Here is a 26,333-nt window from a genome sequence, read left to right on the forward strand (position 1 = left end):
GCGAAGGAGCAAGAGATGTCGAGCATGACAACCAATTCTGTGAAAAACCGCGGTGGCCTTGGGTTGGCGCGTATCTGGGACAGCTATGGCATGCTGGTGGTATTCGCCGTGCTGTTTGTTGCCTGCGTCGTGTTTGTGCCGAATTTCGGCAGCTTTATCAATATGAAGGGCCTGGGTCTGGCGATCTCCATGTCCGGGATGGTGGCGTGCGGCATGCTGTTTTGTCTCGCCTCAGGTGATTTTGACCTGTCGGTGGCGTCGGTTATCGCCTGTGCAGGTGTCACCGCGGCGGTGGTCATCAACATGACCGAGAGCCTGTGGATCGGCGTGGCTGCCGGTTTGTTGTTGGGCGTGCTTTCTGGGCTGATCAATGGTTTTGTGATCGCCCGGCTGAAGATTAACGCGCTGATCACCACCTTGGCTACCATGCAGATCTTCCGCGGTCTGGCCTATATTATTTCCGATGGGAAAGCGGTGGGGATCGAAGATGAGCGTTTCTTTGCGCTCGGTTATGCCAACTGGTTGGGGCTGCCCGCCCCGATTTGGATCACCATAGGCTGCCTGATCCTGTTTGGTTTCCTGCTCAATAAAACCACCTTTGGCCGCAATACACTGGCTATTGGTGGCAACGAGGAGGCAGCTCGGCTGGCCGGGGTGCCAGTAGTGCGCACCAAGATCATCATCTTTGTGCTTTCCGGGCTGGTATCCGCCGCTGCGGGCATTATTTTGGCTTCGCGTATGACCAGCGGCCAGCCGATGACTTCAATCGGCTATGAGCTGATCGTGATCTCTGCCTGCGTGCTGGGGGGCGTTTCGCTCAAAGGGGGCATAGGCAAAATTTCCTACGTTATCGCTGGGATCCTGATCCTGGGCACGGTGGAGAACGCCATGAACCTGCTGAATATCTCGCCGTTCTCGCAGTATGTGGTGCGCGGCGTGATCCTGCTGGCCGCGGTGATTTTTGACCGCTACAAGCAACAAGCGAAGAGCAGGGCGTGAAGACCCATCACAATTTTGCTATTGCCGCGAGCAGCATTTTGCCAAATGGGTAAACTTGCTATAGGTGGATAGTGTGTTGTCGTTTATTGAGCAATCTCTATTTTCCCCTCACCCCAACCCTCTCCCCAAAGGAGAGGGAGCTGCACGGAGCGCGTGGTTGGCCCGTGCAGCTTCGGTAAGTAGGTAGTAAGAGGAAAGGCAGGTATTACACAGAAAAATCAACGAACTCGATCGGTTCCCTCTCCCTGTGGGAGAGGGTTAGGGTGAGGGGAACAGACCACTCATCTTGCCAAGTTTTGGGATAAAGAAACGACACATTTGGAGGCCAGATGTATCATCGCATGGTTCAGGAACCCCAACCGAACCCGTTGTTGCCGGGTTACACCTTTAACGCCTACCTGGTTGCCGGGCTGACGCCGATTATGGCGGACGGGCCGCTGGATTTCTTTATCGATCGTCCCGGCGGCATGAAGGGTTACATCCTCAATCTGACCATTAAAGGCCAGGGCAAGGTGTTTGACGGTGAGGAGACGCTTTACTGTAATCCTGGCGATCTACTGCTGTTCCCGCCCAAGGCGGCGCATAACTATGGCCGATCACCGGATAGTGACTGCTGGTATCACCGCTGGGTCTATTTCCGCCCGCGTGCCTATTGGGCAGACTGGCTGGAATGGCACAGCAAGGCGCATCAGGTGGGGCGTCTGACGTTGCCCAACAACCAGTTGCTGACGGAGTTTGACCGGCTGTTTGCCAACATTGAGCAGACCCAACGTTCCGGCCGACGTTTTGCCGAAGAGATTGGCATGAACCTGCTGGAACGGCTGTTGCTGCGCGCGATGGAGGAGGATCCCCTCAGCCCGCAGAAGATTATGGACCCACGGGTGATTGAGGCTTGCCAGTTCATTACCGGCAATCTGGCGGGGGAGCTGCGTATTGATGAAGTGGCACGCCACGTTTGTCTTTCCCCTTCGCGGCTGGCGCATCTGTTCCGTGATCAGGTAGGGATTAATATCCTGCGCTGGCGTGAAGATCAGCGGGTGATCCGCGCCAAACTCCTGCTGCAAACTACCCAGGAATCGATTGCCACTATTGGCCGGGTGGTTGGCTACGACGATCAGCTCTATTTTTCGCGGGTGTTTCGCAAGCGGGTTGGCGTCAGCCCCAGCGATTTTCGCCGCCGCAGCCTGGAGATAAACTACCCGGTGAGCCATTCACGTGATCGGCCATTGGTTGCCACCGCCCGTTAATCGGCCTGCGGATACGACCGTTGTTAGGGGCGCCACATGCTGCGCCCGATTTACCGCATGTCATGCCCGCTTAGCCATACTGCCAGTTTGTTATCAATCTGCATTTAGCTCTTGTTCCATCCCCCGGCATGGTGTCAAATCGAATCAATCGCTACTTCATCTTTTTCTAGCGGCAACACTCAGGAGCGGGTTTCTCGCCGCAACTTACAAGGATGTGGCATTTCAACTGCCTGGAATTGATGCATATATCGCCCTGTATGAGGAAACAAGATGTCTGAAACAATCCGCGTTGGCCTGGTGGGCTATGGTTACGCCAGCAAGACTTTTCATGCTCCGCTGATCGCAGGAACCCCTGGCATGGCGTTGGCCGCAGTTTCCAGCAGTGACGCCGGTAAAGTCCACGCCGACTGGCCGATGATGACGGTGGTCAGCGACCCGCAGGCGCTGTTCAACGACCCCTCGATTGACCTGATTGTCATTCCAACACCGAACGATACCCACTTCCCATTGGCACAACAGGCGATGGCGGCAGGCAAGCATGTGGTGGTGGACAAACCATTTACCGTGACACTGTCACAGGCGCAGCAGCTACAACAGCAGGCAGAGCAGAGTGGACAACTGCTTTCGGTATTCCACAACCGCCGCTGGGACAGCGATTTCCTGACCTTAAAAGCCTTGCTGAAAGACGGCGCTTTAGGGGAAGTGGTCTATTTTGAATCCCATTTCGATCGTTTCCGCCCGGAAGTCCGCCAGCGCTGGCGTGAGCAAGGTGGGGCTGGCAGTGGTATTTGGTACGATTTGGGGCCGCATCTGATTGACCAGGCGTTGCAGCTGTTTGGCAAGCCACAAACGCTGTTTGTCGATCTGGGCGAGCTACGCCCGGGTTCACAATCGGTAGATTATTTCCATGCGGTGCTCAATTACGGCCATCGGCGTGTGGTGCTGCATGGCACGGTGCTGGCCGCGGCAGAAACTGCACGTTACATTGTGCACGGTACACAGGGTAGCTTTATCAAGTATGGTCTGGATCCGCAGGAAGATCGCCTGAAAGCCGGTGAGCGTTTGCCGCAGGCCGACTGGGGTTACGATATGCGCGACGGAGTAGTGACGTTGTCACGTGACGGCATGCTGGTGGAACAGCCGCTGTTGACCATTCCGGGCAATTACCCAGCCTATTACGGCGCCATTCGCGACGCGATTTCCGGTGCAGGTACCAACCCTGTTCCGGCAAGCGAGGCGATACAGGTCATGGAAATGATCGAGCTGGGCATTGAGTCGGCGAAACAGCAAAAAGCGCTACCTGTCAGCTAATAGCAATAATAACAGTAGGGTTTAGAGCGCTTCTGAACCCTTTTTTACGCATTAAATAGCAAGGAATTGTGCAGGATGTCCTGGTTACAACGTCTACGTATCGACAAGTTTTTACTGGTACTGCTGATGGTGGTGCTGTTGGCCTCATTGCTACCCTGTGAAGGGATTTGGCAGACCTTCTTTGAACATTTAACCACCGCCGCGATAGCCCTGTTGTTCTTCATGCATGGGGCGAAACTCTCCCGTGAGGCGATCGTTGCCGGCATGAGCCACTGGAAACTGCACCTGGTGGTGTTTCTCAGTACCTTTGCGCTCTTCCCGCTACTAGGGTTGTCGATGAACCTGCTGGTGCCGGGCATAATGACGCCCACCGTTTATCTGGGTTTCCTCTATCTTTGTGCTTTGCCTGCCACGGTTCAATCGGCAATCGCTTTCACCTCCGCAGCAGGCGGGAACGTGGCGGCGGCGATCTGCAGCGCTTCGGCATCCAGCATTCTTGGGGTATTCCTGTCTCCGCTGCTGGTGGGGGCATTGATGCATACACAAGGAGGTAATACTGACGTATTGCATGCCATCGGCTCGATTATTCTGCAGCTGATGGTGCCTTTTGTTATTGGCCATCTGGCACGTCCGCTGATTGGCAAATGGATCGATCGCCATCGCAAACTGATTAACCTCACCGATCGTTCCTCGATCTTGCTAGTGGTCTATACCGCGTTCAGCGCGGCGGTGGTTGAGGGGATTTGGCACACCATTGATGGCTGGTCGTTGCTGACGATCCTGGTGATGTCGCTGGTGCTGTTGGCGGTGGTACTGATTATCAACACCTATGCCGCACGTTGGCTGGGTTTTGATACAGCCGATGAGATCACTATCGTATTTTGCGGTTCGAAAAAGAGCCTGGCCAACGGCATTCCGATGGCCAACGTGCTATTTCCAGCCGCTGCCGTTGGGGCAATGGTATTACCCTTGATGATCTTCCATCAGGTACAGTTGATGGTATGTGCGGTGCTGGCACAGCGCTATGCGCGTAAAACAGCCCAGCAGCGCGAAGTTGCCGTAACTAAATAAAAAACAGGGATGCAGCATGACCAAGGTAGTCGAAATTTTGCAATATCGTTTACAAGCGGGCAGTGGCGAGCGTTTTCACCACATCATGCAGCATGATAGCGTGCCGCTGCATCAGGCCGCAGGGATCACCGTGCTTGAGTACGGTGTTTCACTACACGATCCCGATGCCTATTACCTACTGCGGCGGTTTGACGGCATGGTGGAAATGGAACAGGTATTGCAGGCCTTCTACCGCAGCCAAGCCTGGTTGGAGGGGCCTCGAACCGAGATTGTGACCCTGATTGATGAGAGTCACCGGGTGGTACTGCCATATCAATCTTGAAAAACAGGCTCAGCCTTAACAGTGGCTGAGCCTGGATATTGCCTTAGCCAAGCACTTTAGCGCGTAGCGCCTGTTTTTCCTGCTCGCTGAGGAACGCCATTTTCAGGCCGTTTTCCTGCGCGGTGCGGATTTCCTGCGGGGTTAATCCGGCTTGTGGAGCCGCCACGCGGTATTCATGCTCAATCTCGATGCCTTGCACGGCCGGATCGTCGGTATTGATTGAGGCCAGCACGCCGTGGCGTAGGAAGGTGGCCAGCGGGTGCTGTGCCAGTGAAGACACGGTGCTGGTTTGTATATTCGAGGTCAGGCACGATTCAACCCCGATGGCATGCTGCGCCAGGTAATCCATCAGTGCCGGATCTTCCACTGCTTTAACCCCATGGCCGATGCGCTCTGCACCCAACTCACGGATCGCCTGCCAGATGCTTTCTGGGCCAGCGGCTTCACCGGCATGAACGGTAATGCGCAGGCCTGCGTCACGAGCACGGTTGAAATGGCTGAGGAACAGGCTGCCAGGGAAGCCCAGCTCATCACCAGCCAGATCCAACGCGGTAATGCCGTCGCGGTGGGCCAGCAAAGCGTCTAGCTCTTGCAGGCAGGCGGCTTCGCCGAAGGTACGGCTCATGATACCAATCAGGCGCACGTCAAGATCGCGGTCGCGGCAACCAGAGCGAATGCCGTCAATTACCGCTTCCACCACGCCAGCCACCGGTAGCTGGTGCTTCATCGCCATGTAGTAAGGGGAGAAACGCAGCTCGGCGTAGTGCAACCCAGCGTTTGCCGCATCTTCCACGTTTTCATAGGCCACGCGACGGCAGGCGTCCAGATCGCCCAGTACCGCCACACCCCAGTCCAGCTTTTGCAAAAAGCTCATCAGATCGGGTTCGGTATGGGTGATTTGCACATGGGGAAGCAGGGCAGCCAGCTCGTTGGCGGGCAGGGCTAGATTGAACTGGCGCCCCAGCTCAAGAATGGTTTGCGCGCGGATGTTACCGTCCAGATGACGGTGAATATCGGTAAGGGGCAAGCGGGAGTCAATCATGGCGGCACTCATTATTTTTGTATAGGTAAAGTGCAGATCAGTATAAAAACAAACGAATGAAAATAGCCATATCGTTGCATGAAAAAGTGACTCAAATCACATTAAACTGCGATACCGATCGCAGTTTAGGGCAAAGCTAAGTCACCTTGGGCTAGGTGTGTTTTGGAGAAGTGCAGTCAGACCATAAACCAGGGGCACTCGGCCCCTGGCGATATAGCCTATTTTGCGTCCAGGACAAATTGTAACGCGGCGATCAGCTTATCCATCCCAGCTTCAACCTTGCTGCGTGGGCAGCCGACGTTCAAGCGCAGGAAACCACGGCCCTCTTCGCCATAGGTAAAGCCGGGCATGATGGCGACTTTCTCACGTTCGATCAGCACCTGCTGCAATTCGCGGTCGTCAATGCCCAACGGGCGTATATCGATCCACGCCAGATAGGTGGCCTGCGGTGGCTGCCAGTTTAGCTGTGGCAATGCCTGGTTGAGCCGTTCGGCCACGTAGGTCAGGTTATCTTGCAGATAGTCGCGCAGCGCGTCTAGCCAAGGCTCGCCGTGGCGATAGGCGGCAATATGGGCTGCCACCGCCAGCACCGCAGGTGAGGATAATCCATCGCGGCTTTTTAGTGCCTGAACGTAGCTATCCCGCGCGCTATCATCGCTGATAAAGCCATAGGCTCCAGTGAGCGCCGGAATGTTGAAGGTTTTAGAGCCGGAAGTCAGCAATGCCCACGGGGTTGTAGCCACCTGGCTCCATGGCGTATGACGATGTTCCCCCCAAACCATATCCATATGGATCTCATCGCTGATCACCTTCACGTCATGGCGTTCGCACAGCTCTGCCATCTGCTCCAGCTCTTGCTGTGTCCACACCTTGCCGGTGGGGTTTTGCGGGCTGCACAACAGCAGGATCTTGGTTTGCGGCCGGGCCAGCAGGGCTTCCAGATGCGCCATGTCGCATTGCCAATCATTATCCACTTTGTGCAGCGGGCAAGGTAACACCTGGCGCTGATTACCCAGGATCACCTTATAGAACGCATCATAGGCTGGCGTATGGGTGACCACATATTCCCCCGGAGCCGACCAGATACGCACCAGCTGTGCCACCATGTAAATCACCGAAGGGCCATAGACCGCCTTGGTCGTATCGATGGGGGCATTGAAGCGTTGTTGATACCAATGCCGCACCGCGCCAAGAAAGTCTTCATGCTGCCAGCGGCTGTAGCCCAACACGCCGTGTTGCAGGCGCTTTTGCAGGGCTTCAAGAATGCAGGGGGCGGTGGCGAAATCCATATCGGAGATGGTGAAAGGCAGCAGATCTGCGGTGCCAAACCGGTCGGCGATGTAGTCCCACTGGGTGCACCAGGTACCGTGACGATCTACCGGGGTAGAAAAATCAAACATGTGAAACTCCGAACAAGGGCGCAGCAGGCTGCGCCCGGGGGGAAGGTTATGCGTTGGCCATCAGTGATTCTAACTCATCTTTCACCGATTGCACCTGCGGGCCAATGACCACTTGCAGGTTGTGGTCATTAAGGTGCACCACGCCGATAGCCCGGTTGGCTTTCAGCACTGCATCATCCACCTTGCTCATATCGTTAACCGACATACGCAGGCGGGTAATGCAGTTATCCAGCGAAACGATATTCTCTTTACCGCCCAACGCCGCCAGGATAGCAGGCACGTTATAGCCGGATTTACCCACGGCACCGACAGGGGCGCTCTGTGTAGCGGTGGTTTCCGTCTCACGGCCCGGCGTTTTAATGTTCCAGCGCTGGATGGCGAAGCGGAAGATCGCATAGTAGGCAACGAACCAGATGGCGGCTACCAACGGCACCAGATACCACTTGGTTGCGGTGCCGTGCAGGATGCCAAACACCACGAAGTCGATAATGTTGCCGTCGGTGTTACCGATAGTGACACCCAGCAAGGCCATCACGGTGAAGCCAAGACCGGTCAGGATCGCGTGGATTAGGTACAGGAACGGAGCGACAAACAGGAACAGGAATTCGATCGGCTCGGTGGTACCGCCGACGACACATGCCACTACACCGGAAATCAGCAGCCCTTTGATCTTGTGGCGGTTCTCCGGCTTGGCACAGTGGTACATGGCTAACGCCGCACCCGGCAGGCCGCCTAGGAAGGCAGGCATTTTACCCTGGGACAGGAAGCGGGTAGCGCTTTCGGCAAAGCCGTGAGTGGTTGGGCAAGAGAGCTGCGCCTGGAAGATGGTCAATGCACCGCTGACTTCACGGCCACAAACGTCCAGCGTACCGCCCGCTTCGGTAAAGCGGATCAGAGCTACCAGAATGTGGTGCAGCCCGAATGGCAGCAGCAGACGTTCGCCGGAGCCGAAAATCATCGGTCCAAACATGCCTGCACCGTTAATCATACGGCCCAACCCGTTAATACCGGCAGCGAACCAAGGCCAGATCAGCGGGATAATCAGACCGCACAGGCCCAGTACCACGGTGGTGACGATTGGGACAAAACGAGTACCGCCGAAGAACGCCAGCGCATCCGGCAGGCGGATGGTGTTGAAACGCTCGTGCAGCAGATAAACGATGATCCCGACGATCACCGCGCCGAGGATACCGGTATCGATAGACTGAATGCCCAGGATGTTCTGGATGTTATTGGCTTTCAGCACCAGCGGATCGACGGTAGGCAGCACGCCTGACGTGGTCAGGTAGAAGTTGGTCGCCAGGTTCAGCACGGCAAAGCCGACAAACCCAGAGAAGGCGGCCACGCCTTTGTTCTCACGCGCCATGCCCAAAGGAATGGCAATGGCGAACATCACCGGTAGGAAGCTGAAAGCAAAGGAGCCGATCTTGCTCATCCAGGTGAACAGCAGCTGGAAAGCCGGATGACCAATGAAAGGCAGCAACGTGATCACGTCACGGCTGCTTAGTGAGCTACCGATCCCCAGCATGATGCCGCAGAATGAAAGCAGTGCGACGGGCAGCATAAATGTCTTGCCCAGGCTTTGGAAAAACTCCCAAAGCGTAATTTTTTGTTTTTTAGACGCTGGCATAACCGACGACTCCTGGCGAAAAAGCATGCAATGTTGTGTGTACCCGATTAGGTAAAAATAAGATAAAACGTTTTACCTAGTAAAAATGCGTCCCTAATCACAATTATGAACGGTGCTTTGCGGTGACAATGCTTATGTGGGTAAATCGTTTTACTGCATTGAGAGATTCGGTATACCATTTGCTATCAGGGTGAAACTCGCCCTGATAGGGCATTGCAGAGGTTATTACCATCAAAAAGATCACTATCACTGACGTCGCACAGTTGGCAGGCGTATCCGTGACCACCGTTTCTCTGGTGCTGAGCGGTAAAGGGCGTATTTCACCCACCACCATGACCCGTGTGAATCAGGCGATCGAGCAGCTTGGCTATGTGCGTAACCGCCAGGCCGCTACGCTGCGCGGTGGCGAATCGGGGGTGGTAGGGCTGATCCTGCGTGATATCTGCGAACCGTTTTATGCCGAGATGACCGCCGGGGTGAGTGAGGTACTGGAAGCCAATGGCAAAGTGCTGTTTCTGACCCAAAGCGGGCGCGAAGGCAAAGGGCTGATGCGCTGTTTTGATATGCTTCTGGAGCATGGCGTTGACGGCATGGTGTTAGCGGGTGGGGTACGTACCGCGAAAGGGCTGAAAGAGAAAGCCGAAGCTCAGGGGGTGCCGCTGGTGTGTGCTGCGCGCTCCAATGGGCTGGAAGGTGTAGACGTGGTGCGGCCCGATAATATGCAGGCCGCGAAAATGGCCACCGAATTTCTGATCAAACGGGGGCATAGCCAGATTGCCTACCTTGGTGGACAAAGCGATTCGCTCACGCGGGCCGAACGTCTGGGGGGATTCTGTGCCACCCTGGTGCAATACGGCCTGCCATTCCGCTCAGAATGGATCGTCGAATGCGATTGTCATCAACGGGCGGCGGCTGAAGCTGCCGAAAATCTGTTGCGTCAGCATCCCAATATCAGTGCGTTGGTGTGCCATAAGGCCTCGGTGGCGTTGGGTGCCTATTTTGGTATCGTGCGCAGTGGCCGTAGTATTGGCTCGGAAGGGATGGACAGCTTTTATGGTCAACAGGTGGCGCTGATCGGTTTTGGCGATGTGCCGGAGGCCGAACTGACTGAACCCCCGCTGACCTTTATCTCCAGCTCGGCTCGTGAGGTTGGACGCAGTGCTGCCCTGCGGTTGTTGCAACGTATTGGCGATGATTCATTGGCGCCGCAGAATGTGATCCTGTCCCCAGAGCTGATCAAGCGCGGATCGGCCTGATCCGTAGCTAAATCTCTAATCTTGCCGTTGTTCCAATATTATAAATTCTCAGGTGTCTCTAAACAGCCTTGCTCTGATGCCGATTAAATTAAAGCGAAATTTTTGATATAACCGACACGATATGAGATTTAATTTGGGAGCTGCTGTGAACAGATATGGGATATTTGGTTGCTGTATGGTGAGCTTCCTGATCGTTTTTTCGCTGATTCGGTTATCTGAATTTGAACTTTCCGATGATGATCACCAACGAACTATCAGATTTGAGCATCATCAGGACGTTCTGGAAGGTACATTAATCCTTCCTCCTGGGAAGATATCGCCACCGCTTATCCTGCTGGTACATGGTGATGGCGCTCAAGATCGTTGGTCTGAAGGCGGCTATATTCCGTTGGTGAAGTTCCTGGTTGCCCAGGGGATCGCGGTTTATTCATGGGATAAACCCGGCGTTGGGGCAAGTAGTGGTAACTGGCTGGCACAAACCCTGCCGGACCGCGCAGATGAAGCGGCATCGGCTCTGATAAAACTGAAACAGGAACCGGAGTTTAAGCACAGTAATATAGGCTTTCTTGGCTTTTCTCAGGCGGGTTGGGTCGTGCCAAAGGCCAGCCAACAGGTAAAAACCGACTTTGTTATTCTGGTGGGCGCGGCGATAAATTGGCGAGCTCAGGGGATTTATTATACGGGGCAACGTCTGAAATCTGAGGGCCTGTCAGCTGAAAATATCGTGAAGGCGCAAGCACACGAAGCTGCCGCTTTTGACAGTCAGTTTACGCAGGAGGAAGCCGCATCTCCCTGTATTTCTCGTTGTACCCGGCAGGACTTTGAGCGTCGAAACTCACAGGCCGATGCAAGGAAAGATATTTCAGCGATGCAAACGCCGGTAATGATCCTGATGGGGGCGGATGATCGCAATGTCGATCCTCACGAAACGACCGCTGTCTGGAGCGAAGAACTCCCGGCCAAAACACCTCGCTGCATCAGACTGATCGCTGATGCTACCCATGGGCTTTTGCGGAGCGAATGGTTTGACTACCAGCTATCCTCGCAGTGGCCTTGGTGGAAGCAAGGTGGATTTCTGTTGTCTGGGCAGCATGCTTACTCGCCGGGTTCACTAAGGGCTATTTCAGACTGGATACTTAGTCAGCAATGTCATGAGTGAACCGCATTCTGAAGCCACGCTGAAAACAAAAAAATGAAAGACTTTGGCCCGGCTTTCGCAGCCTCCGAGGCGTTCAATACCCAGAAGCTCAAGCGCGGATCGGCTTGATCTGCCGCTCGCGTTTTTCCCGCATAAAATCGATAAAGGCGCGCAGCTTGAGCGGCATATGGCGGCCCGCTGGAAAGTAGATAAAGAACCCCGGCGCGACGTTGCTAAAATCCTGCAGAACCTCTCGCAGTTGTCCGCTCTGCAACTCTTGGTGTACGGCAGCTCGAAAGCGTTGAGTGAGCCCTAATCCCGCTATCGCCGCGTCTTTAAGCAGCTGGTTTTCATTGAAGATCAGCCGCCCGTTGACCTCCAGCGTCAACTGCTCAGTCCCGTTGCTGAAATACCAGGGTTCCAGTTTGCCACTGCCGGGAAAGCGGTAGCGCATGCAGTCATGCTGCTGTAACTCCTGTGGCGTTTCGGGCTGACCGTGTTGTGCCAGATAGCCCGGAGAAGCCACGATCACATGTTGTTGGCCTTGGTCGATAGGGACGGCCACCATGTCTTTTTGCAACATGCGCTGCATGCGGATGCCCGCATCAAAATTATCCAGCACCAGATCGGCAAAACGATCGTCGGTAAACAGCTCCAGCTTAAGTTCAGGATAGCGCGCATGGAACTCCGGCAGATAGGGCATGACCAGCATCGACGCGGCCAACTGCGGCAAGGTAATACGTAATAAGCCGCTTGGCTCACCACGTTGACTGCTGGCATTTTCTGCCGCGACCTCAATCTGGCCCATAGCGGGAGCGATTTTTTCATAAAATGCCAGCCCTTCATCGCTTAACCTGACTGAACGGCTGGTGCGATTGAACAGGCGTACTCCCAGAAGGGCCTCTAGCGCGCGGATATTTTGTGAAACCGCAGGCGGTGTGACGCCAAGATGATTGGCCGCCTGGGTAAAACTGCCCAATTTGGCAACGGCGTCGAAAAACGGCAGTAATTGCAGCAGTGAGCTCATCTATCGATAATCCCAACTTAATGATTCATTAAATTTTAGCCTATTTAATTTAATGATCAAAACCGTAGACTGGCCTGATTACCTTAAGAGGATCACAGTTATGGCTCAGGCATTGACACAACGGATAGAGGCAGTCAATCAGCAGGCGATCGCCGAAGGGCGGATCGTGGGTAGCGTGGTGCTGGTGGCTCAACAGGGGACGGTGATTTACGCAGGTGCCAGCGGCTATGCCGATCGCGAGCAGCGGAAACTCATGCAGCGTAATAGCCAATTCCGGCTATCTTCGGTCTCTAAACCCTACATCACGCTGGCAGCGATGCGCATGATAGAGCAGCAACTGCTAAGTCTGGATGATGCCGTTAGCCGTTGGCTACCGTGGTTTACTCCGGCGTTGCCGGATGGACGACGGCCAGCGATCGCTATTCGCCACCTGTTAACCCACACTGCCGGGTTGGATTACCGGTTCAAGCAGCCAGAAGGCGGGATCTACCAGCGGTTGGGGATCCACGACGGCATGGAGATATCCTCGTTAACGCTGGAGCAAAATCTCCATCGGCTGGCGCAGGCGCCGTTGCAGGCAGAACCGGGTAGCGAATTCAGTTACTCATTGGCAATTGACGTATTGGGAGCGGTACTGGAGCAGGTGGCTGGTATGCCTTTGCCACAGCTATTCGAGCGTTGGATTGGCCAACCGCTAGGGCTGGGGAATACCGGTTTTTATACGTTGAACGCCGATAAGCTGGCAACGGCCTATTACAATGCTGAACCGCAACCGGCAGCGATGTATGACGGTTTTCTGCTGAGGCTTCCTGAGGAGTTTGGTTTTGACGTGGAGTTTTCGCCTTCGCGAGCGCTTGACCGCCACGCTTATCCTTCGGCTGGTGCGGGGATGGTTGGTGATGCTGATGATGTGTTGCGCCTGGTGGAGACGCTGCGTAATGGTGGCGACGGAGTTTTGCAGCCAGAAACCGTCGCATTGATGCGTCAACCCCATGTCGGAGCACAGGAAGAAATTCAGGGGCCGGGTTGGGGCTTTGGTTTTGGTGGCGCGGTGCTGGTGGATGCCGCATTGGCAGCAACGCCGCAGCATAATGGCACTATGCAGTGGGGCGGCGTGTATGGGCACAGCTGGTTTTACGATCCGGTCGCAGAGTTGAGCGTGGTGGCATTGACCAACACCGCGATTGAGGGAATGAGCGGTTTATATCCCGTGCAGATCCGCGATGCGGTTTATGGTTAATAAAAAAGGGGCCAGATATCACCTGACCCCAGAAGGTTTTTATTGCCCTTGCAGAGTGGGTTGCTCTGGTGCCGGAGCGGCATCCTGCTGAGCGGGCTCCGGAGCACTATCTTCTTCTGGTGCGGAACCGCCGCCCAGCATCCCGAACATACCTACGAACTCCTGCAGCGACATTTTGCTGCCGTTCAGCTCAATCTGATTATCGGCATACTTGAAGCTGCTGCCAATCACGTTATCTTTCAGCGTGGTGATCTTGAACATCTCGCCCATCGCCGCCAGGCTTTTCACCTGCTGTTCGGCCTGCTGCTGTGCTTGTTGCGCACTGGCACCTTGCAGCTGTGCCGCCTGAGCCATGGTTTCCTGCGCCATAGCGACCGGAATAGTCAACTGCGCGTCGATTTTCTTGACCGAACGGGCAAGCTGCTGATCCGGGGATTCGGCAGCAGCGCCAGCCTGTGCGGGATCCAGCAGGTCGAGGTTAAGGGTAAAGGCGCTTTCACCCTTGGTGTTTTTCCAGCTCAGCGGTGCGATGCTGATGGTTGGGTTGCCTTTCAGCAACAGTGGCAGGTTTTGCACCAGCATCTCAGCCGTTTGCTGCTGGTAGGCTTCTGGCGACAACGTTTCGGCCTGCTGCAGCAAGGCCATGGCCTGCTGATTGTAACGATCGGCAAACTCTTTCAGCCCTTTACCGTCCAGGTTGTCGATTTTCAGCAGCAGTTTTCCTGCACCAAAATCGGTACCCTGAATTTTCAACGCCGCCATGGTGTAATCCAGCTGGCCTGCGAGGCTGTTGCCTTTCTCGCCGAACTGGCTGGCCAGGTTGAAGCCTTCCATCGTCACTGCGTCTTTACCGTCGACAGCCACGGTCAGTTGCTTCATGCCCAGCGCTTGCTCACCCAGGCTCAGACTGTACTGGCCCAGGTGGGTGTTGCTTTTGAGCGTCAGCCCTTGCATCGTCATCTGTTCGTTCTGGCCGGACTGATTTGGGCCGCTGATCACCAGGCTGTCACTGCTGGCATCCAGGACAGCGGTTTGCATATCCTTGCCGACATCCGCGTCAATTTTTGCACCGCTGAATTTCAGTGAGGACTTGTCTTTCTGGTACTCCACCGGGATCACATCGATAGAGCTGGCGACATCGCCGCTGTAGGCAATGCGTGAATCGGCGCTGAACAGCGACTTACCTTTGGTGATTTCAAACAGTGTTTTGACTTTTGGCGTGTTTTCCAGCTCGGTATGGACCGAAGCCATGCTTGGGATCAGGTTAAATTTTTTCAACTGGGCCAGCGGGAATGGGCCGTGATCGACGGTTTCAATGAAGGCCACTTCTTCGCCGGACTTCAGCAGGGCATCGTCGGTGGTGATGCTACCATCGGCACGCAGCACAAAACGGGCTTGGCTGCTGAAAATCCCGCGTTGGTAGTTTTCATAACTCATCTTGACCCCAGCCTTCGGCAGTATGCTTTTCAGCTGGCTATTGGCGGTGTCGACCATTTCCCCCATCCGTTGCTCGATAAGCTTGCCGGTGTACCAAGAGGCTCCAGTCCATGCTGCGCCGAGCACTACAATGACGCTGACAGCGACTAACGATTTTTTCATAGTTCTGTTATTCCTTTGTTAAGCCGGTAGAGGGCAGGGCAACCAATTGGGCCTGCAAAAAAACGCCCGAAGGCGTTTTATTGTGTAGGTAAACTAATCATCTTAGCAACTTATTTACCTATATTTTACCGTCAATTAGGACAACTGATTATAAACGCGGGCGATACGGCCGCTCCCGGTGACGTTAACCGGGGATTCGAAGGCAGCAATAAAGCAGGATTCACCTGGCTGCAAGATGACCTGCTGGCCCTGTTTCTCCAGCGCAGCTTCACCTTCTACGCAGAACACGATCGCCGCGCTGTTTTGCGCCAGTGGCTGCGGTGTGGCATCGAGATCGTGTAACGAGAAGGCAAAGTCCTCAACGGGGATCGGGAAGAAAAGCTCTTTGCCACGTTGCTCTGGCTGAGTCAGCAGGCCAGATGCCGGTTGCGGACGGAACTGCAGGTTGGCCAACAGTTCAGGAATATCGATGAATTTTGGTGTCAGACCCGCGCGCAGCACGTTATCCGAGTTTGCCATCACTTCCAGCGCGACGCCGTTCAGATAGGCATGTGGGGTCTCGGCATACAGGAACATGGCTTCACCTGGTGCCAGTTTGACCACGTTCAACAGCAGCGGAGAGAACAGGCCGCTGTCGTCGGCATAGAAACGAGCGATAAAGCGGATAGTGTCCCAAGGCTCACCCTGCTGGTTGTTCAAGGCGGCCTTCAGCACGCCAAGCGCCAGCGTTTTTTGCTCACCGCTCATTCCCAGCAGGCTGGCAAACAGGGTCGCCAGATGGGGGGTATCCGGCTGCTGCAGGAAGGCGGCGATATCGTGATGTGCGCCAGAAAGAGGGTGTAACAGCGCAACGATATCGTCCAGTTCGCGAAAGCCATTCATTGCCAGGAACGGCGTCAGGGCAAACACCAGCTCCGGCTTGTGATTCGGATCCTTATAGTTGCGCTCAGCGGCATCAAACGGAATACCAGCGGCATTTTCTTTGGCAAAGCCCACCTCTGCGGCACTCTTGCTCGGGTGGACCTGGATGGAGAGCGGCTGGTCGGCACACAGCACCTTAAACAGGAACGGCAATTCACCAAAGCGTTGTGCCACTTCGGCACCCAGCTGTTTCGGTTGGTCGGTATCAATCACCTCACGCAGAGAGCGCAGGTTCCCCGCCTGATCGGCGACCTGTGAGCTGCTTTTAGGGTGGGCACCCATCCACAGTTCCGCCATTGGCTTGCCTGTCGGGTTGGCAATGCCATATAGCTTGGTTAACGCATCAACGCTGCCCCAGGCGTAGTTTTGGATGGCATTTGTCATTTTTTGCATGATCGTATCCCTGCTTTCTCAAGAAAATTGCGCTAAGTAAACAATGTGGCGCAGGCGCATGCAAGCCAAGATGGCTAAAAATGCTCTTTGCTCTGGACGTTAATGCGAATAGTTATTATCTGTCTATACTGAGGTGGCTCGCCAACGGGTTGTCACTCGTTGGCATTTCCCCTTCATTTTAGGAATTGTGCTAAGGAGACAGTGATGGCAGGCGTTCGGATTGAAAAAGACTCAATGGGCCCCATCGAAGTACCCGCCGACCAACTATGGGGCGCGCAGACTCAGCGTTCGTTGGAACATTTCCGTATCTCGTCAGAAAAAATGCCCCCGGCGCTGATCCATGCGTTGGCGATGACCAAGCGTGCGGCAGCCAGCGTCAATATGGATCTGGGGTTGCTGCCAGCAGAGCGGGGCAAGGCGATTATCCAGGCTGCCGATGAAGTGCTGGCGGATAGGCACCCCAATGAATTCCCATTGTCGATCTGGCAAACCGGTTCCGGCACCCAGACCAACATGAACATGAACGAAGTGCTGGCCAACCGTGCCAGCGAGTTGCTGGGGGGCGAACGCGGTGAAGCGCGGCGAGTGCATCCCAACGACGACGTCAACAAAAGCCAGAGTTCCAACGACGTTTTCCCTACCGCAATGCATGTGGCAGCGGTGATCGCGGTACGTGAGCATCTGATCCCTGAGCTGAAGGCGCTGCACCGCACTCTGCATGCCAAGGCGGAAGCTTTCCACGATATCGTTAAAATCGGCCGCACCCATCTGCAAGATGCTACACCGCTGACGCTAGGCCAGGAAATCTCCGGCTGGGCGGCGATGTTGGAATATAACCTCAAACATATCGAAGCCAGCATCCCACATCTCAGTGAGTTGGCCTTGGGGGGGACGGCGGTGGGGACCGGGCTGAATACTCATCCCGAATACGCGGTGCGTGTGGCGAAGGCGCTGGCAGAACTGACCGGGCAGCCTTTTGTCACCGCGCCGAACAAGTTTGAAGCCCTGGCAACCTGCGATGCGCTGGTACATGGCCACGGTGCCTTGAAGGGATTGGCCGCCTCGTTGATGAAGATCGCCAACGATGTGCGCTGGCTGGCCTCTGGCCCACGCTGCGGCATCGGTGAAATTTCTATCCCAGAAAACGAGCCGGGCAGCTCAATCATGCCGGGGAAGGTCAACCCAACGCAGTGTGAAGCCATGACCATGCTCTGTGCGCAGGTGATGGGCAACGACGTGGCGGTGAATATTGGCGGCGCGTCCGGTAACTTTGAGCTGAACGTATTCCGCCCGATGGTTATTCACAACTATCTGCAATCTATTCGTTTGCTGGCAGATGGGATGAGCGGCTTCAATGAGCACTGTGCGGTGGGGATTGAACCAAACCGCGAACGCATCGGCCAGTTGCTTAACGAGTCGCTGATGTTGGTTACCGCCTTGAATACCCATATCGGTTATGACAAGGCGGCGGAAATCGCCAAAAAGGCCCACAAGGAAGGATTGACGCTGAAAGCCTCGGCGCTGAAGTTGGGCTATCTGACCGAGCAGCAGTTTGACGAATGGGTGCGGCCAGAGGAGATGGTCGGCAGCATGAGGAAATAACGCCAAAGGCCAGGCGCTGTGATAGCGCCTGGCAATGCGGCTCACCCCTTCAGCAATGAAACCAACGCCCACGGATCCGCACGCTGGGTATAATCCGGGTTAACTTCTGCATAAATGATGTCACCGCCAGGCGCGATAACGAAGCGGGCAGGCATCGGCAATGTCCAACCACTTTCGTCGTTAAGCTTGGTCAGGTCGATACCCAAGCTGTTGATGTACAGCTCGACAAGATCATCCGTCAACGAGAAACGTAAACCAAACTGTGCTGCCAGGCTATTGCCGCTATCCGTCAGTAAAGGAAACGTTAAGCCATGCGCTTGCTGCATTTGCTGGCCGTTAACCGGCAACTGTGGCGAGATGGCCACCAGGTTGGCACGGTCACGCAACTCAGGCAGAACGGCCTGCAGTGCCTGGAGGTCCATATTGCAGTATGGGCACCATCCTCCCCGATAGAAACTGACGACCAGCGGCCCTTGTGCCAGCAATTGCTGGGAAGAGACTGGGTTACCCTGGGTATCCGGCAAAGTAAACTCAGGGGCGCGATCACCGACCGACAAGGCGTTGTTGGCCATTTCTGTACTGATAAGCTCGTCGATACCCTGACGCAAGAGTTCATGATCCGAGGGCGCAAGCTTGAAGGGCAGTTGGCCTGCTTCAAAAGCGGCCTTGAATGCGTCGAGCTGATCCTGAAGTTTCATGTTGTTCCTTAAGATAACGAATGGACAGCAACCAGTTTGCCTATTGTCGTTGTATGGGGGTAGAGTGCGGTGATCACTAATGGTTATTCCAACGGGGAATGGCAGGATGGACAAGCTAGGCGACTATGCTACCTATATCAGCGTGTTTGAGGCGGGATCGTTTTCCGTTGCGGCCCGGCGGCTTAACGTTGGTCAACCGGCGGTATCCAAGGCGATTGTCCGGTTGGAACAACAGCTGAATACACGCTTGCTACTCCGCTCTACTCACGGTTTAAGGCCGACGGAAGCTGGGAAACAGCTCTATCTGCGGGCCAAGCATATCTTGCATGAGGTCGCGGAAACCGAATCGGCCGTGTCAGGCGTGGCCGAGGTATTAACCGGTCGGCTGCGGGTCGCTTCGTCTGCGGTGTTTTCCCGCCTGATTGAACTGCCGGACTTGAGCCAGTTTCTACACGACAACCCGGAGTTGGCAATGGATCTGCTGCTTGATGAGGGCGAGCTGGGATTGATCGCCGAGGGGATCGATATCGCTTTGCGTGTTGGTGATTTACCCGACTCTGCTTTTACCGCCCGCAAATTGGGTTCAGCAACGCAACGCGTTATCGGGGCCCCGGCGTATTTTGCCAGAGCAGGGATGCCCCAAATGCCCCGGGAATTGCTACAGCATGATATGGTGATCCATCACCGTGCTGGTGGCGCTGAGGAGTGGCTGTTCACCCATGAACAACAGCAGCAACAGGTCCGATTGCAGGGCCGGGTGCGCGTGAGTGCTACCGAATGCTTACGTGAAATGGTGGTGGCTGGTTTTGGTGCGACGGTAGCCTGTGAAGGGCTGTTTCGTAGTGAATTGCGTGAGGGCAAGGTGGTTGCCGTCTTGCCGCAATGGCAGTTACCACCGTTGGCGCTGTGGGCGGTGTTTCCCAGTGGGCACTTCATCTCGGCCAAGGCCCGTGCCTTTGCCGACTTTATTCAACAACTGCTGCAACGAGAGTAACCCATGTCCCGCACTCAACGCCTGCTCGATCTGATGCAGATCCTGCGCCGCCATCGTTACCCGGTCGCCGGGCATTCCCTGGCCGAAGAACTGGGGATCAGCATGCGCACGTTATACCGTGATATCGCCACCTTGCAGCAGCAGGGGGCGGATATTGTTGGTGAAGTGGGGATCGGTTATGTATTACGGCCGGGATTTATGCTGCCGCCGCTGATGTTCTCGCAAACTGAGATCGAGGCGCTGGTTCTGGGGATGCGCTGGGTGGAACGCCGGGGTGATAGCCAACTTGCCGGGGCGGCGACCAATGCGTTGGCAAAAATTGCCGCCGTGTTGCCTGCGGAACTGCGTGAAGAGCTGGATGCCAATACGCTGCTGATCGGCCCGGTGCCTACTGCCTATGTGGCGGATGAGACCCTGGTGACGATCCGTGAAGCCATCCGTTTAGAGCGTAAAATCAAGGTGGAGTATCGGGATTATGCCGGTAATGGCAGCGAGCGTATCTTGTGGCCGTTTGCCATGGGCTACTTTGAACAGGTGCAGATCCTGATGGCCTGGTGCGAATTGCGTGGCTCGATACGCCATTTCCGCCTTGACCGTATTGGCCGCTTAACGCTGTTGGAGCTACGTTACCCGCGTGGCCGCCGGGCATTGATGAAGCTGTGGCGGGAAAGTGAGGGCATTGCCCAATGACCCTACTGCCATAAACTGACAGTAGGGTGCACTAGAGTGACGTTATCAGGAGCCAGCCGGTTCCCATCCAGAGGATAACGTAATGACTACCCCAAGCATGACCATGATTTATGTCGATAGCCCAGCAAAAAGCGCCGAATTTTATCGCCAGTTGTTGGGAGCCGAACCTGTCGAGCAGTCTCCCACCTTTGCCTTATTTATCTTGAGTAATGGTTTCAAGCTGGGCATGTGGTCAAAACATACCGTAGAGCCTGCTGCAACGGCGACCGGTGGCGGTACAGAGATCTGTTTTATGTGCGAACAACCGCAACAGGTCGATGCGCTCTATCAACAGTGGCGGGATAAAGGATTAACTATCGTGCAATCTCCGGTCGAGCTGGACTTCGGCTACACCTTTGTTGCCGCCGATCCCGATGGTCATCGGCTGCGTGTTTACAAGCTTAACGACGAGTAATTACTTTCGCAGCTCGATTTGACGTGCAGGGGCACACATACTGTGCCCGTTCAACCAAATACCCTGATAAACCGATTTACGTCCGTTAATTATCCCTCAATATCGGTATACAGATGCAGGCGTTTTACCAGCAGGCGCAAGGGTTTAGCCTCCGGCTTATATTTGTGTTTTACCGCTGCCACGTCGTAATTGAGCAGTTCACCGATCTTTGGCACCTGTGCACCCATCTCTGGTTGGCACAAGGCTATCAGCGGTAGCGGGCAGGGGTGTTGCACCTGCTTTTGCTGCGGTTGATACCATACGCGCGCTATGGGTTGCACTTTCACTGGCCGTTTTATTTTTAGCGTCGCGTTCTGCGGCAGGCGGCTGACGTCATCTATTTCACGGCTGACCAGTTCCGCCCATTGTTCGCGGTTGAAGGGCGGAACGGCGCGCCCGGCTTTCAGGCTTTTCTCCAACTGCACCAAGATATCATCGCGCTTCACCTTCTTGATGATGTGCTTGTTGGCCCAGCCAAAACGCACCGAGTCCGGGTTGGTGAGCAGGGTAATGGAGCGATAGGCGCTGAGGGTGATCAAACCATGCAGGTGGGTATGCACAAACTCAAAGCGTTGCTCAGGTGCCAGGCCAGATTCCACGGTAATGATATGTTCCAGTTCTGCCTTAAGCCGGTTGATCAGTGCGATCTGCTGTTGTAGCGCCAGATACTCGGCTCTTTCGGTCTCAAGGCAAATGACACCGGGTAATCTTACCGCCGCCTTGCTGCTGATATGCTGGCGGTTGTGGTGGATAAACAGCCGTTGGTAGTGTTCCAGGGCAAGGTCACGTGCAGCCTGGCCTACATGCTGCTCAACGCTGATCTGTTCGATAGCGGTATGCTCCTTACCTTTTTCAATTTCTGGCAGGCTGAACACCCTTGCTGCCAGCAACCTCAACGGCTGGATTTGCTGGTGGAGTTGCGCCAGCGCCTGTTCCAGCTCGCTAAAACGCGCATTCATTCTGCCGATCAGGCTGTACTTATCCATCATTACCTCGCATTTTAGTTACAACATACATTATAGGGCAGTGTAACCAAGGTGGCAACTTCGGCCACATCATCATCATTAACCACGAGTGAACCAAGCTAAGCAGGGAAGTAATGTGACCCCTCCCAGAGCGGAAGGGGTCTGGAGGCTAGCTACGCGCAGCTTCCGGCAATTTCTTCAGGTAATGGCCAACCAGCAGGGCCAGCAACAGCATCACGCTGATAAAAGCGACTACGCCGCTCCAGCCAAAGTTATGCCAGAACACGCCGCCCAACGTCCCGGCAACGCTGGAACCAACGTAATAACAGAACAGATAGAGCGAAGAAGCCTGGCCTTTGGCGCGGCGTGCGCGGCGGCCAATCCAACTGCTGGCAACCGAGTGGGCGGCAAAGAAACCGGCGGTGAACAGCATCATGCCAATAAAGATCACTGTGACAGGGGCCAGGGCGGTGATCAGTATCCCGATCAGCATAATGATAATGGACGCCAGCAGTACCGGGCCGCGGCCAAATTTGGAGGTCAGGGCACCCGCTTTGGGTGAACTGTATGAACCGGTGAGATACACCACTGACAACAGGCCCACAATGGCCTGGCTAAGATGATAAGGATCGCTCAGCAGGCGGTAGCCAATGTAGTTGAACATCGTCACAAAGCTGCCCATCAGCAGGAAACCTTCGGCAAACAGCAGCGGCAGCCCTTTGTCGTGCCAATGCAGCTTAAAGTTAATCAGCAACGTTCTAGGCCGCAATGAACTGGCGCGGAAGTGCTTGGACGCTGGCAGAATGCGCCAGAACATGCAGGCTGCTGCCAGGGCAAACACCCCAATCACCGCCAGCGAGATCCGCCAGGAAAAGAAATCGGTGAGCACCCCGGTTACCAGGCGGCCACTCATCCCACCGATCGAGTTGCCGCTGATATAGAGGCCCATAGAAAAGGCCACGAAGCTGGGGTGGATCTCTTCGCTCAGGTAGGTCATACCGACTGCCGCAACCCCGCTCAGCGAAAGCCCAATCAGCGCCCGCATCAGCAAGATGCCGTGCCAACTGGTCATAAAGGCACAGATCAGCGTACAGATCGCCGCCAACAGCAGGGCCACCACCATCACCGACTTGCGGCCGATAGCATCGGACAGCGGGCCGGTAAACATCAGACCGATGGCCAACAGCCCAGTGGAAAAGGAGAGGGAAAGGCTGCTCTCGGCTGGGGAGATGCCAAAATCTTGCGAAAGCACCGGCAAGATCGGTTGCACACAGTACAGCAACGCAAAGGTAGCCAGCCCGGCAGAGAACAGCGCCAAGGTCACGCGCATAAACTGCGGTGTACCGCGTTCGATGTAGGGGAGTTTATTCAACGTGGTGCGTTTGGTTGTTGGGGCACTGTCAGGGGCAGGCAGCGTTTTTGGCATACTGGCCGCAGAACGCGAAGCGGTTGTCACAGCGGTTCCTTACCGGGTTCGGGAGATAAAAAATACGTCTTGAGTCACAAAATCATAGGGAGCGGCCAGTTTTTTGTCTAATATATTAATCATCCTAATTAAGATGTTTAAAGTATGAATATCGAACTCAGACATTTGCGTTACTTTGTCGCCGTCGCCGAAGAGCTGCATTTTGGCCGGGCGGCGGAGCGGCTACGGATTTCCCAGCCGCCCCTAAGCCAACAGATCCAAGCACTGGAGGATATGGTGGGTGCGCGTTTGCTGGCGCGCAATAACCGTAACGTCAGCCTGACCCAGGCGGGTGAGATGTTCTTGAAAGAAGCCTATCAGGTGCTTGCCCAGGTCAACCGGGCTGCAGAGAAGGCAGCCCGCCTGGAGCGTGGCGAACTGGGTGAGCTGACGATTGGCTTTACCTCCTCGGCTCCTTTTATCAGCGTGGTTTCCCGTAGCTTGCGGGCCTTTCGCCAGTTATCACCGGATGTGCATATCAAAATGCGCGAGGTGAACACCAAGCAACAGCTTGAGCCGCTGCTCAACGGAGAACTGGATCTGGGCGTGATGCGCAATACCCGCCTGCCGGATGCGCTGCAACATCAGCTGTTATTACGCGAGCCCTTGCTTGCCGTGGTGCCGAATGGTCACCCGTTAACCCTTAAGGCTCCAGGCACGCTGCGTTTCAGCGATTTGGCCCAGGAACCCTTCGTGTTCTTTTCCCGTGAAGTGGGCACTGCGCTGTACGACGAAATTCTGGCTTTGCTGGCCAATGCTGGTATCGCCCCTTACATCACGCAAGAAGTGGGGGAAGCGATGACTATTATCGGTCTGGTCGCTGCCGGGTTAGGGATTTCCATTTTGCCGATGTCATTTGGCAGAGTGAAGATCGATGGGGTGACCTATCTCCCTTTGGCCGAGCCGGAGGCGATGACCGAGGTCTGGTTGGTGCACCATCGTAGCAGGCCGTTAACGGCAGCGGCCAAGGCGTTAATGGCGCTGATGCTCAAGCCCAAAGCTGTGTAAATAAGAGGCGTTTTTGACGGAAAGCTCGGTGAATTTGTGCTGTTAATCACATAACGAATCAAATAGTTGACGCTGTATTCCAAAAGCCCCACCATAGCCTCTAATCTTTATTTAGAAGCGCGAAAAATAGTAGGAGCGGGTGTGTGATTGCTGATGGGCAGCCTGGGCATATTGATCAGATCAAGCAAACCAATGCAGGGGCAGTTTACCGGCTGATAGATCGGCTGGGGCCGATTTCGCGCATCGAATTATCCAAGCGGGCACAGCTGGCACCTGCCAGTATCACCAAGATAGTGCGTGAACTGCTCGAAGCGCATCTGGTTAAAGAAACCGAATATCAGGAAGTGGGCAGCCGTGGCCGACCGGCCGTTGGCCTGGTGCTGGACACCGAAGCCTGGCATTACCTCTCTGCACGTATCAGCCGTGGCACCATTACCTTGGCGCTGCGCGATCTCAGCAGCAAGATGGTGGTTGAAGAACTGCTGCCGTTAAAAGCCGAACATGCCGAGCCGTTATTACAGCGCATTGTCAGCGAAGTAGACCAGTTCTTTATCCGCCACCAAAGCAAACTCGAGCGTTTAACCGCCATTGCCATCACGCTGCCCGGCATGATTGATACCGCTGCGGGTATTGTTCACCGCATGCCGTTTTATGACGTCAATGAAATGGCATTGGGGCCAGCGTTAGAAGCACTGACGGGCCTACCGGTTTATGTTCAGCATGATATCTGCGCCTGGACGATGGCAGAAGCGCTGTATGGCGCATCCCGTGGTAGCCATAACGTCATTCAGGTCGTTATCGATCATAACGTCGGCGCAGGGGTGATTACTAACGGACGCGTACTGCATGCGGGCAGCAGCAGCGTGGTGGAGATCGGTCACACACAGGTCGATCCTTACGGTAAGCGCTGCTATTGCGGCAACCACGGTTGCCTGGAAACGGTCGCCAGCATTGAAAACATGCTGGAAATTGCCCAGCAACGTCTGGGAGGCTCGATGTCTTCCATGCTGCATGGCGCACCATTGACCGTGGAATCACTGTGCGATGCGGCTTTGGCTGGCGATCAGTTAGCCAAAGATATTATTCTTGGCGTCGGACACAGCGTCGGGCGCATCGTGGCGATCATGGTCAACCTGTTCAACCCGGAAAAAATCCTGGTGGGTTCACCGTTGAACCGTGCCGCAGAAATTCTGCATCCGGCGATTGCTTCCTGCATCCGTCAGCAATCCTTGCCTGCGTACAGCGAACATGTGCAAGTTGAATCCACCCAATTCTTCAACCAAGGCACCATGCCGGGTGCTGCACTGGTGAAAGAAGCCATGTATAACGGCTCTTTGTTGGTGAAGTTGCTACAAGGTTGATTTAGCTGTCGTCTTTCACGCTGTGGCGTAAACTGCCCGGGAATTGGATCCAAAAGCTACACTTCCAGCGTCTCCTTGGCGGGATGCGTTTTTGGCCGATCCTAAGAGCTTAAAGGACCAAAGAGAACGCAGGAAAAGGCTGTTTGCGACTGGGATAATACAGGTAGTAGCCAGGGAAGGGTTTGCACCATTGCTCCAGCACACGAACCAGATTACCGTCTTTAATATGTGCTCCAAATTCTTCTTCTGGCAAAAAAGCAATCCCGTGTCCTGCGAGCGCCGCAGCAACAATATGTTCAGAGCTATTGAAAATGAGCTGTCCGCTGACGCGGACATTAAGATCCCCCTCATCTTGATCAAAATCCCAGATAGACAACCCTCCAGACCTGACCATCCGTTGATTTATGCACCTGTGCTGCGTCAACTCATGCGGGGTGTTGGGGACAGGAGGTACGTTTTCG

The 26,333-nt window shown here is 55.0% G+C and carries 23 protein-coding genes and 1 pseudogene; 14 read left to right on the top strand and 10 right to left on the bottom strand.

All coding sequences use genetic code 11. From position 1 onward, the window contains the following. The first annotated feature begins 15 nt into the window (after positions 1-15). From araH to ACKWMY_RS10125, 5 genes are all read left to right on the top strand, one after another. Positions 16-999: an L-arabinose ABC transporter permease AraH gene (gene araH, locus ACKWMY_RS10105; RefSeq protein ID WP_024529939.1), complete on the top strand. Its 984-nt coding sequence runs from the start codon at positions 16-18 to the stop codon at positions 997-999. Between the two features lie 329 nt (positions 1,000-1,328). Then, on the top strand, positions 1,329-2,246 hold the full coding sequence (gene araC / locus ACKWMY_RS10110; protein WP_024530524.1) for an arabinose operon transcriptional regulator AraC: 918 nt from the start codon (positions 1,329-1,331) through the stop codon (positions 2,244-2,246). A 270-nt stretch (positions 2,247-2,516) separates the two neighbouring features. Further along, complete coding sequence (locus ACKWMY_RS10115) at positions 2,517-3,557, top strand: oxidoreductase (protein ID WP_199062336.1); 1,041 nt, start codon at positions 2,517-2,519, stop codon at positions 3,555-3,557. Between the two features lie 75 nt (positions 3,558-3,632). Next, the gene (locus ACKWMY_RS10120; protein ID WP_065686141.1) at positions 3,633-4,628 is read left to right on the top strand and encodes a bile acid:sodium symporter family protein; all 996 of its coding nucleotides are present in this window, start codon (positions 3,633-3,635) and stop codon (positions 4,626-4,628) included. A gap of 16 nt (positions 4,629-4,644) precedes the next feature. Next, positions 4,645-4,950 carry an NIPSNAP family protein gene (locus tag ACKWMY_RS10125; protein WP_409486251.1) on the top strand — a complete coding sequence of 102 codons (306 nt, stop codon included), beginning with the start codon at positions 4,645-4,647 and terminating at the stop codon, positions 4,948-4,950. A gap of 43 nt (positions 4,951-4,993) precedes the next feature. Here ACKWMY_RS10125 and add read toward each other — a convergent pair whose 3' ends face one another. The 3 genes from add to malX all read right to left on the bottom strand — a co-directional run bounded on the left by add (position 4,994) and on the right by malX (position 9,022). Beyond that, the gene (gene add, locus ACKWMY_RS10130; RefSeq protein WP_261160446.1) at positions 4,994-5,992 is read right to left on the bottom strand and encodes an adenosine deaminase; all 999 of its coding nucleotides are present in this window, start codon (positions 5,990-5,992) and stop codon (positions 4,994-4,996) included. 218 nt (positions 5,993-6,210) lie between these two features. After that, positions 6,211-7,392, bottom strand: a complete 1,182-nt coding sequence (locus tag ACKWMY_RS10135; RefSeq protein ID WP_186579652.1) for a MalY/PatB family protein — start codon at positions 7,390-7,392, stop codon at positions 6,211-6,213. Between the two features lie 46 nt (positions 7,393-7,438). Beyond that, positions 7,439-9,022, bottom strand: a complete 1,584-nt coding sequence (malX, locus tag ACKWMY_RS10140) for a maltose/glucose-specific PTS transporter subunit IIBC (protein WP_029711750.1) — start codon at positions 9,020-9,022, stop codon at positions 7,439-7,441. 224 nt (positions 9,023-9,246) lie between these two features. Between malX and ACKWMY_RS10145 the strand changes: the two genes are divergently transcribed. Together ACKWMY_RS10145 and ACKWMY_RS10150 are read left to right on the top strand one after the other, a co-directional pair. Next, positions 9,247-10,278, top strand: a complete 1,032-nt coding sequence (locus ACKWMY_RS10145; protein ID WP_024530517.1) for a Mal regulon transcriptional regulator MalI — start codon at positions 9,247-9,249, stop codon at positions 10,276-10,278. Positions 10,279-10,453: 175 nt separating this feature from the next. Continuing rightward, positions 10,454-11,437, top strand: coding sequence for an alpha/beta hydrolase family protein (locus ACKWMY_RS10150; RefSeq protein ID WP_409486252.1), 984 nt, complete (start codon positions 10,454-10,456; stop codon positions 11,435-11,437). An 88-nt stretch (positions 11,438-11,525) separates the two neighbouring features. On the opposite strand, the gene ACKWMY_RS10155 is transcribed toward ACKWMY_RS10150, so the two are convergent. Next, positions 11,526-12,443, bottom strand: coding sequence for a LysR family transcriptional regulator (locus ACKWMY_RS10155; RefSeq protein ID WP_024530515.1), 918 nt, complete (start codon positions 12,441-12,443; stop codon positions 11,526-11,528). 100 nt (positions 12,444-12,543) lie between these two features. Here ACKWMY_RS10155 and ACKWMY_RS10160 point away from each other — a divergent pair, with 100 nt between their 5' ends. After that, positions 12,544-13,683 carry a serine hydrolase domain-containing protein gene (locus ACKWMY_RS10160; protein ID WP_409486253.1) on the top strand — a complete coding sequence of 380 codons (1,140 nt, stop codon included), beginning with the start codon at positions 12,544-12,546 and terminating at the stop codon, positions 13,681-13,683. Between the two features lie 39 nt (positions 13,684-13,722). Here ACKWMY_RS10160 and ACKWMY_RS10165 read toward each other — a convergent pair whose 3' ends face one another. Continuing rightward, positions 13,723-15,282, bottom strand: coding sequence for a YdgA family protein (locus ACKWMY_RS10165; protein WP_409486254.1), 1,560 nt, complete (start codon positions 15,280-15,282; stop codon positions 13,723-13,725). Between the two features lie 135 nt (positions 15,283-15,417). Beyond that, complete coding sequence (manA, locus tag ACKWMY_RS10170; protein ID WP_409486255.1) at positions 15,418-16,596, bottom strand: mannose-6-phosphate isomerase; 1,179 nt, start codon at positions 16,594-16,596, stop codon at positions 15,418-15,420. Between the two features lie 204 nt (positions 16,597-16,800). Here manA and fumC point away from each other — a divergent pair, with 204 nt between their 5' ends. After that, positions 16,801-18,198, top strand: coding sequence for a class II fumarate hydratase (fumC, locus tag ACKWMY_RS10175; protein ID WP_024530512.1), 1,398 nt, complete (start codon positions 16,801-16,803; stop codon positions 18,196-18,198). 41 nt (positions 18,199-18,239) lie between these two features. Here the strand turns inward: fumC and ACKWMY_RS10180 are convergent, their stop codons facing one another. Then, entirely contained in the window at positions 18,240-18,896 is a 657-nt protein-coding gene (locus ACKWMY_RS10180) for a peroxiredoxin-like family protein (RefSeq protein WP_409486256.1), read from the bottom strand. A gap of 106 nt (positions 18,897-19,002) precedes the next feature. Between ACKWMY_RS10180 and ACKWMY_RS10185 the strand changes: the two genes are divergently transcribed. The 3 genes from ACKWMY_RS10185 to ACKWMY_RS10195 all read left to right on the top strand — a co-directional run bounded on the left by ACKWMY_RS10185 (position 19,003) and on the right by ACKWMY_RS10195 (position 21,034). Beyond that, positions 19,003-19,890 carry a LysR substrate-binding domain-containing protein gene (locus ACKWMY_RS10185; protein ID WP_409486257.1) on the top strand — a complete coding sequence of 296 codons (888 nt, stop codon included), beginning with the start codon at positions 19,003-19,005 and terminating at the stop codon, positions 19,888-19,890. 3 nt (positions 19,891-19,893) lie between these two features. After that, positions 19,894-20,580 carry a helix-turn-helix transcriptional regulator gene (locus ACKWMY_RS10190; protein WP_024530509.1) on the top strand — a complete coding sequence of 229 codons (687 nt, stop codon included), beginning with the start codon at positions 19,894-19,896 and terminating at the stop codon, positions 20,578-20,580. Between the two features lie 82 nt (positions 20,581-20,662). Beyond that, a complete protein-coding gene (locus ACKWMY_RS10195) occupies positions 20,663-21,034 on the top strand; it encodes a VOC family protein (protein ID WP_024530508.1) in 372 nt (123 codons plus the stop codon). A gap of 89 nt (positions 21,035-21,123) precedes the next feature. On the opposite strand, the gene tus is transcribed toward ACKWMY_RS10195, so the two are convergent. Both tus and ACKWMY_RS10205 read right to left on the bottom strand, forming a co-directional pair. After that, complete coding sequence (tus, locus tag ACKWMY_RS10200; protein ID WP_074031432.1) at positions 21,124-22,059, bottom strand: DNA replication terminus site-binding protein; 936 nt, start codon at positions 22,057-22,059, stop codon at positions 21,124-21,126. A gap of 148 nt (positions 22,060-22,207) precedes the next feature. After that, positions 22,208-23,464 carry an MFS transporter gene (locus tag ACKWMY_RS10205; protein WP_178380943.1) on the bottom strand — a complete coding sequence of 419 codons (1,257 nt, stop codon included), beginning with the start codon at positions 23,462-23,464 and terminating at the stop codon, positions 22,208-22,210. Between the two features lie 144 nt (positions 23,465-23,608). Here ACKWMY_RS10205 and ACKWMY_RS10210 point away from each other — a divergent pair, with 144 nt between their 5' ends. Beyond that, a complete protein-coding gene (locus tag ACKWMY_RS10210; RefSeq protein WP_199063097.1) occupies positions 23,609-24,511 on the top strand; it encodes a LysR family transcriptional regulator in 903 nt (300 codons plus the stop codon). Positions 24,512-24,654: 143 nt separating this feature from the next. Further along, positions 24,655-25,872: an ROK family transcriptional regulator gene (locus ACKWMY_RS10215; protein ID WP_024530504.1), complete on the top strand. Its 1,218-nt coding sequence runs from the start codon at positions 24,655-24,657 to the stop codon at positions 25,870-25,872. A 109-nt stretch (positions 25,873-25,981) separates the two neighbouring features. On the opposite strand, the pseudogene ACKWMY_RS10220 reads toward ACKWMY_RS10215, so the two are convergent. After that, positions 25,982-26,320, bottom strand: a pseudogene (locus tag ACKWMY_RS10220) (LysR substrate-binding domain-containing protein); the annotation flags it as partial. Between the last annotated feature and the right edge of the window lie 13 nt (positions 26,321-26,333).

The sequence above is a fragment of the Serratia sp. J2 genome (assembly GCF_046269175.1).
GTDB lineage: Bacteria > Pseudomonadota > Gammaproteobacteria > Enterobacterales > Enterobacteriaceae > Chania > Chania fonticola_C.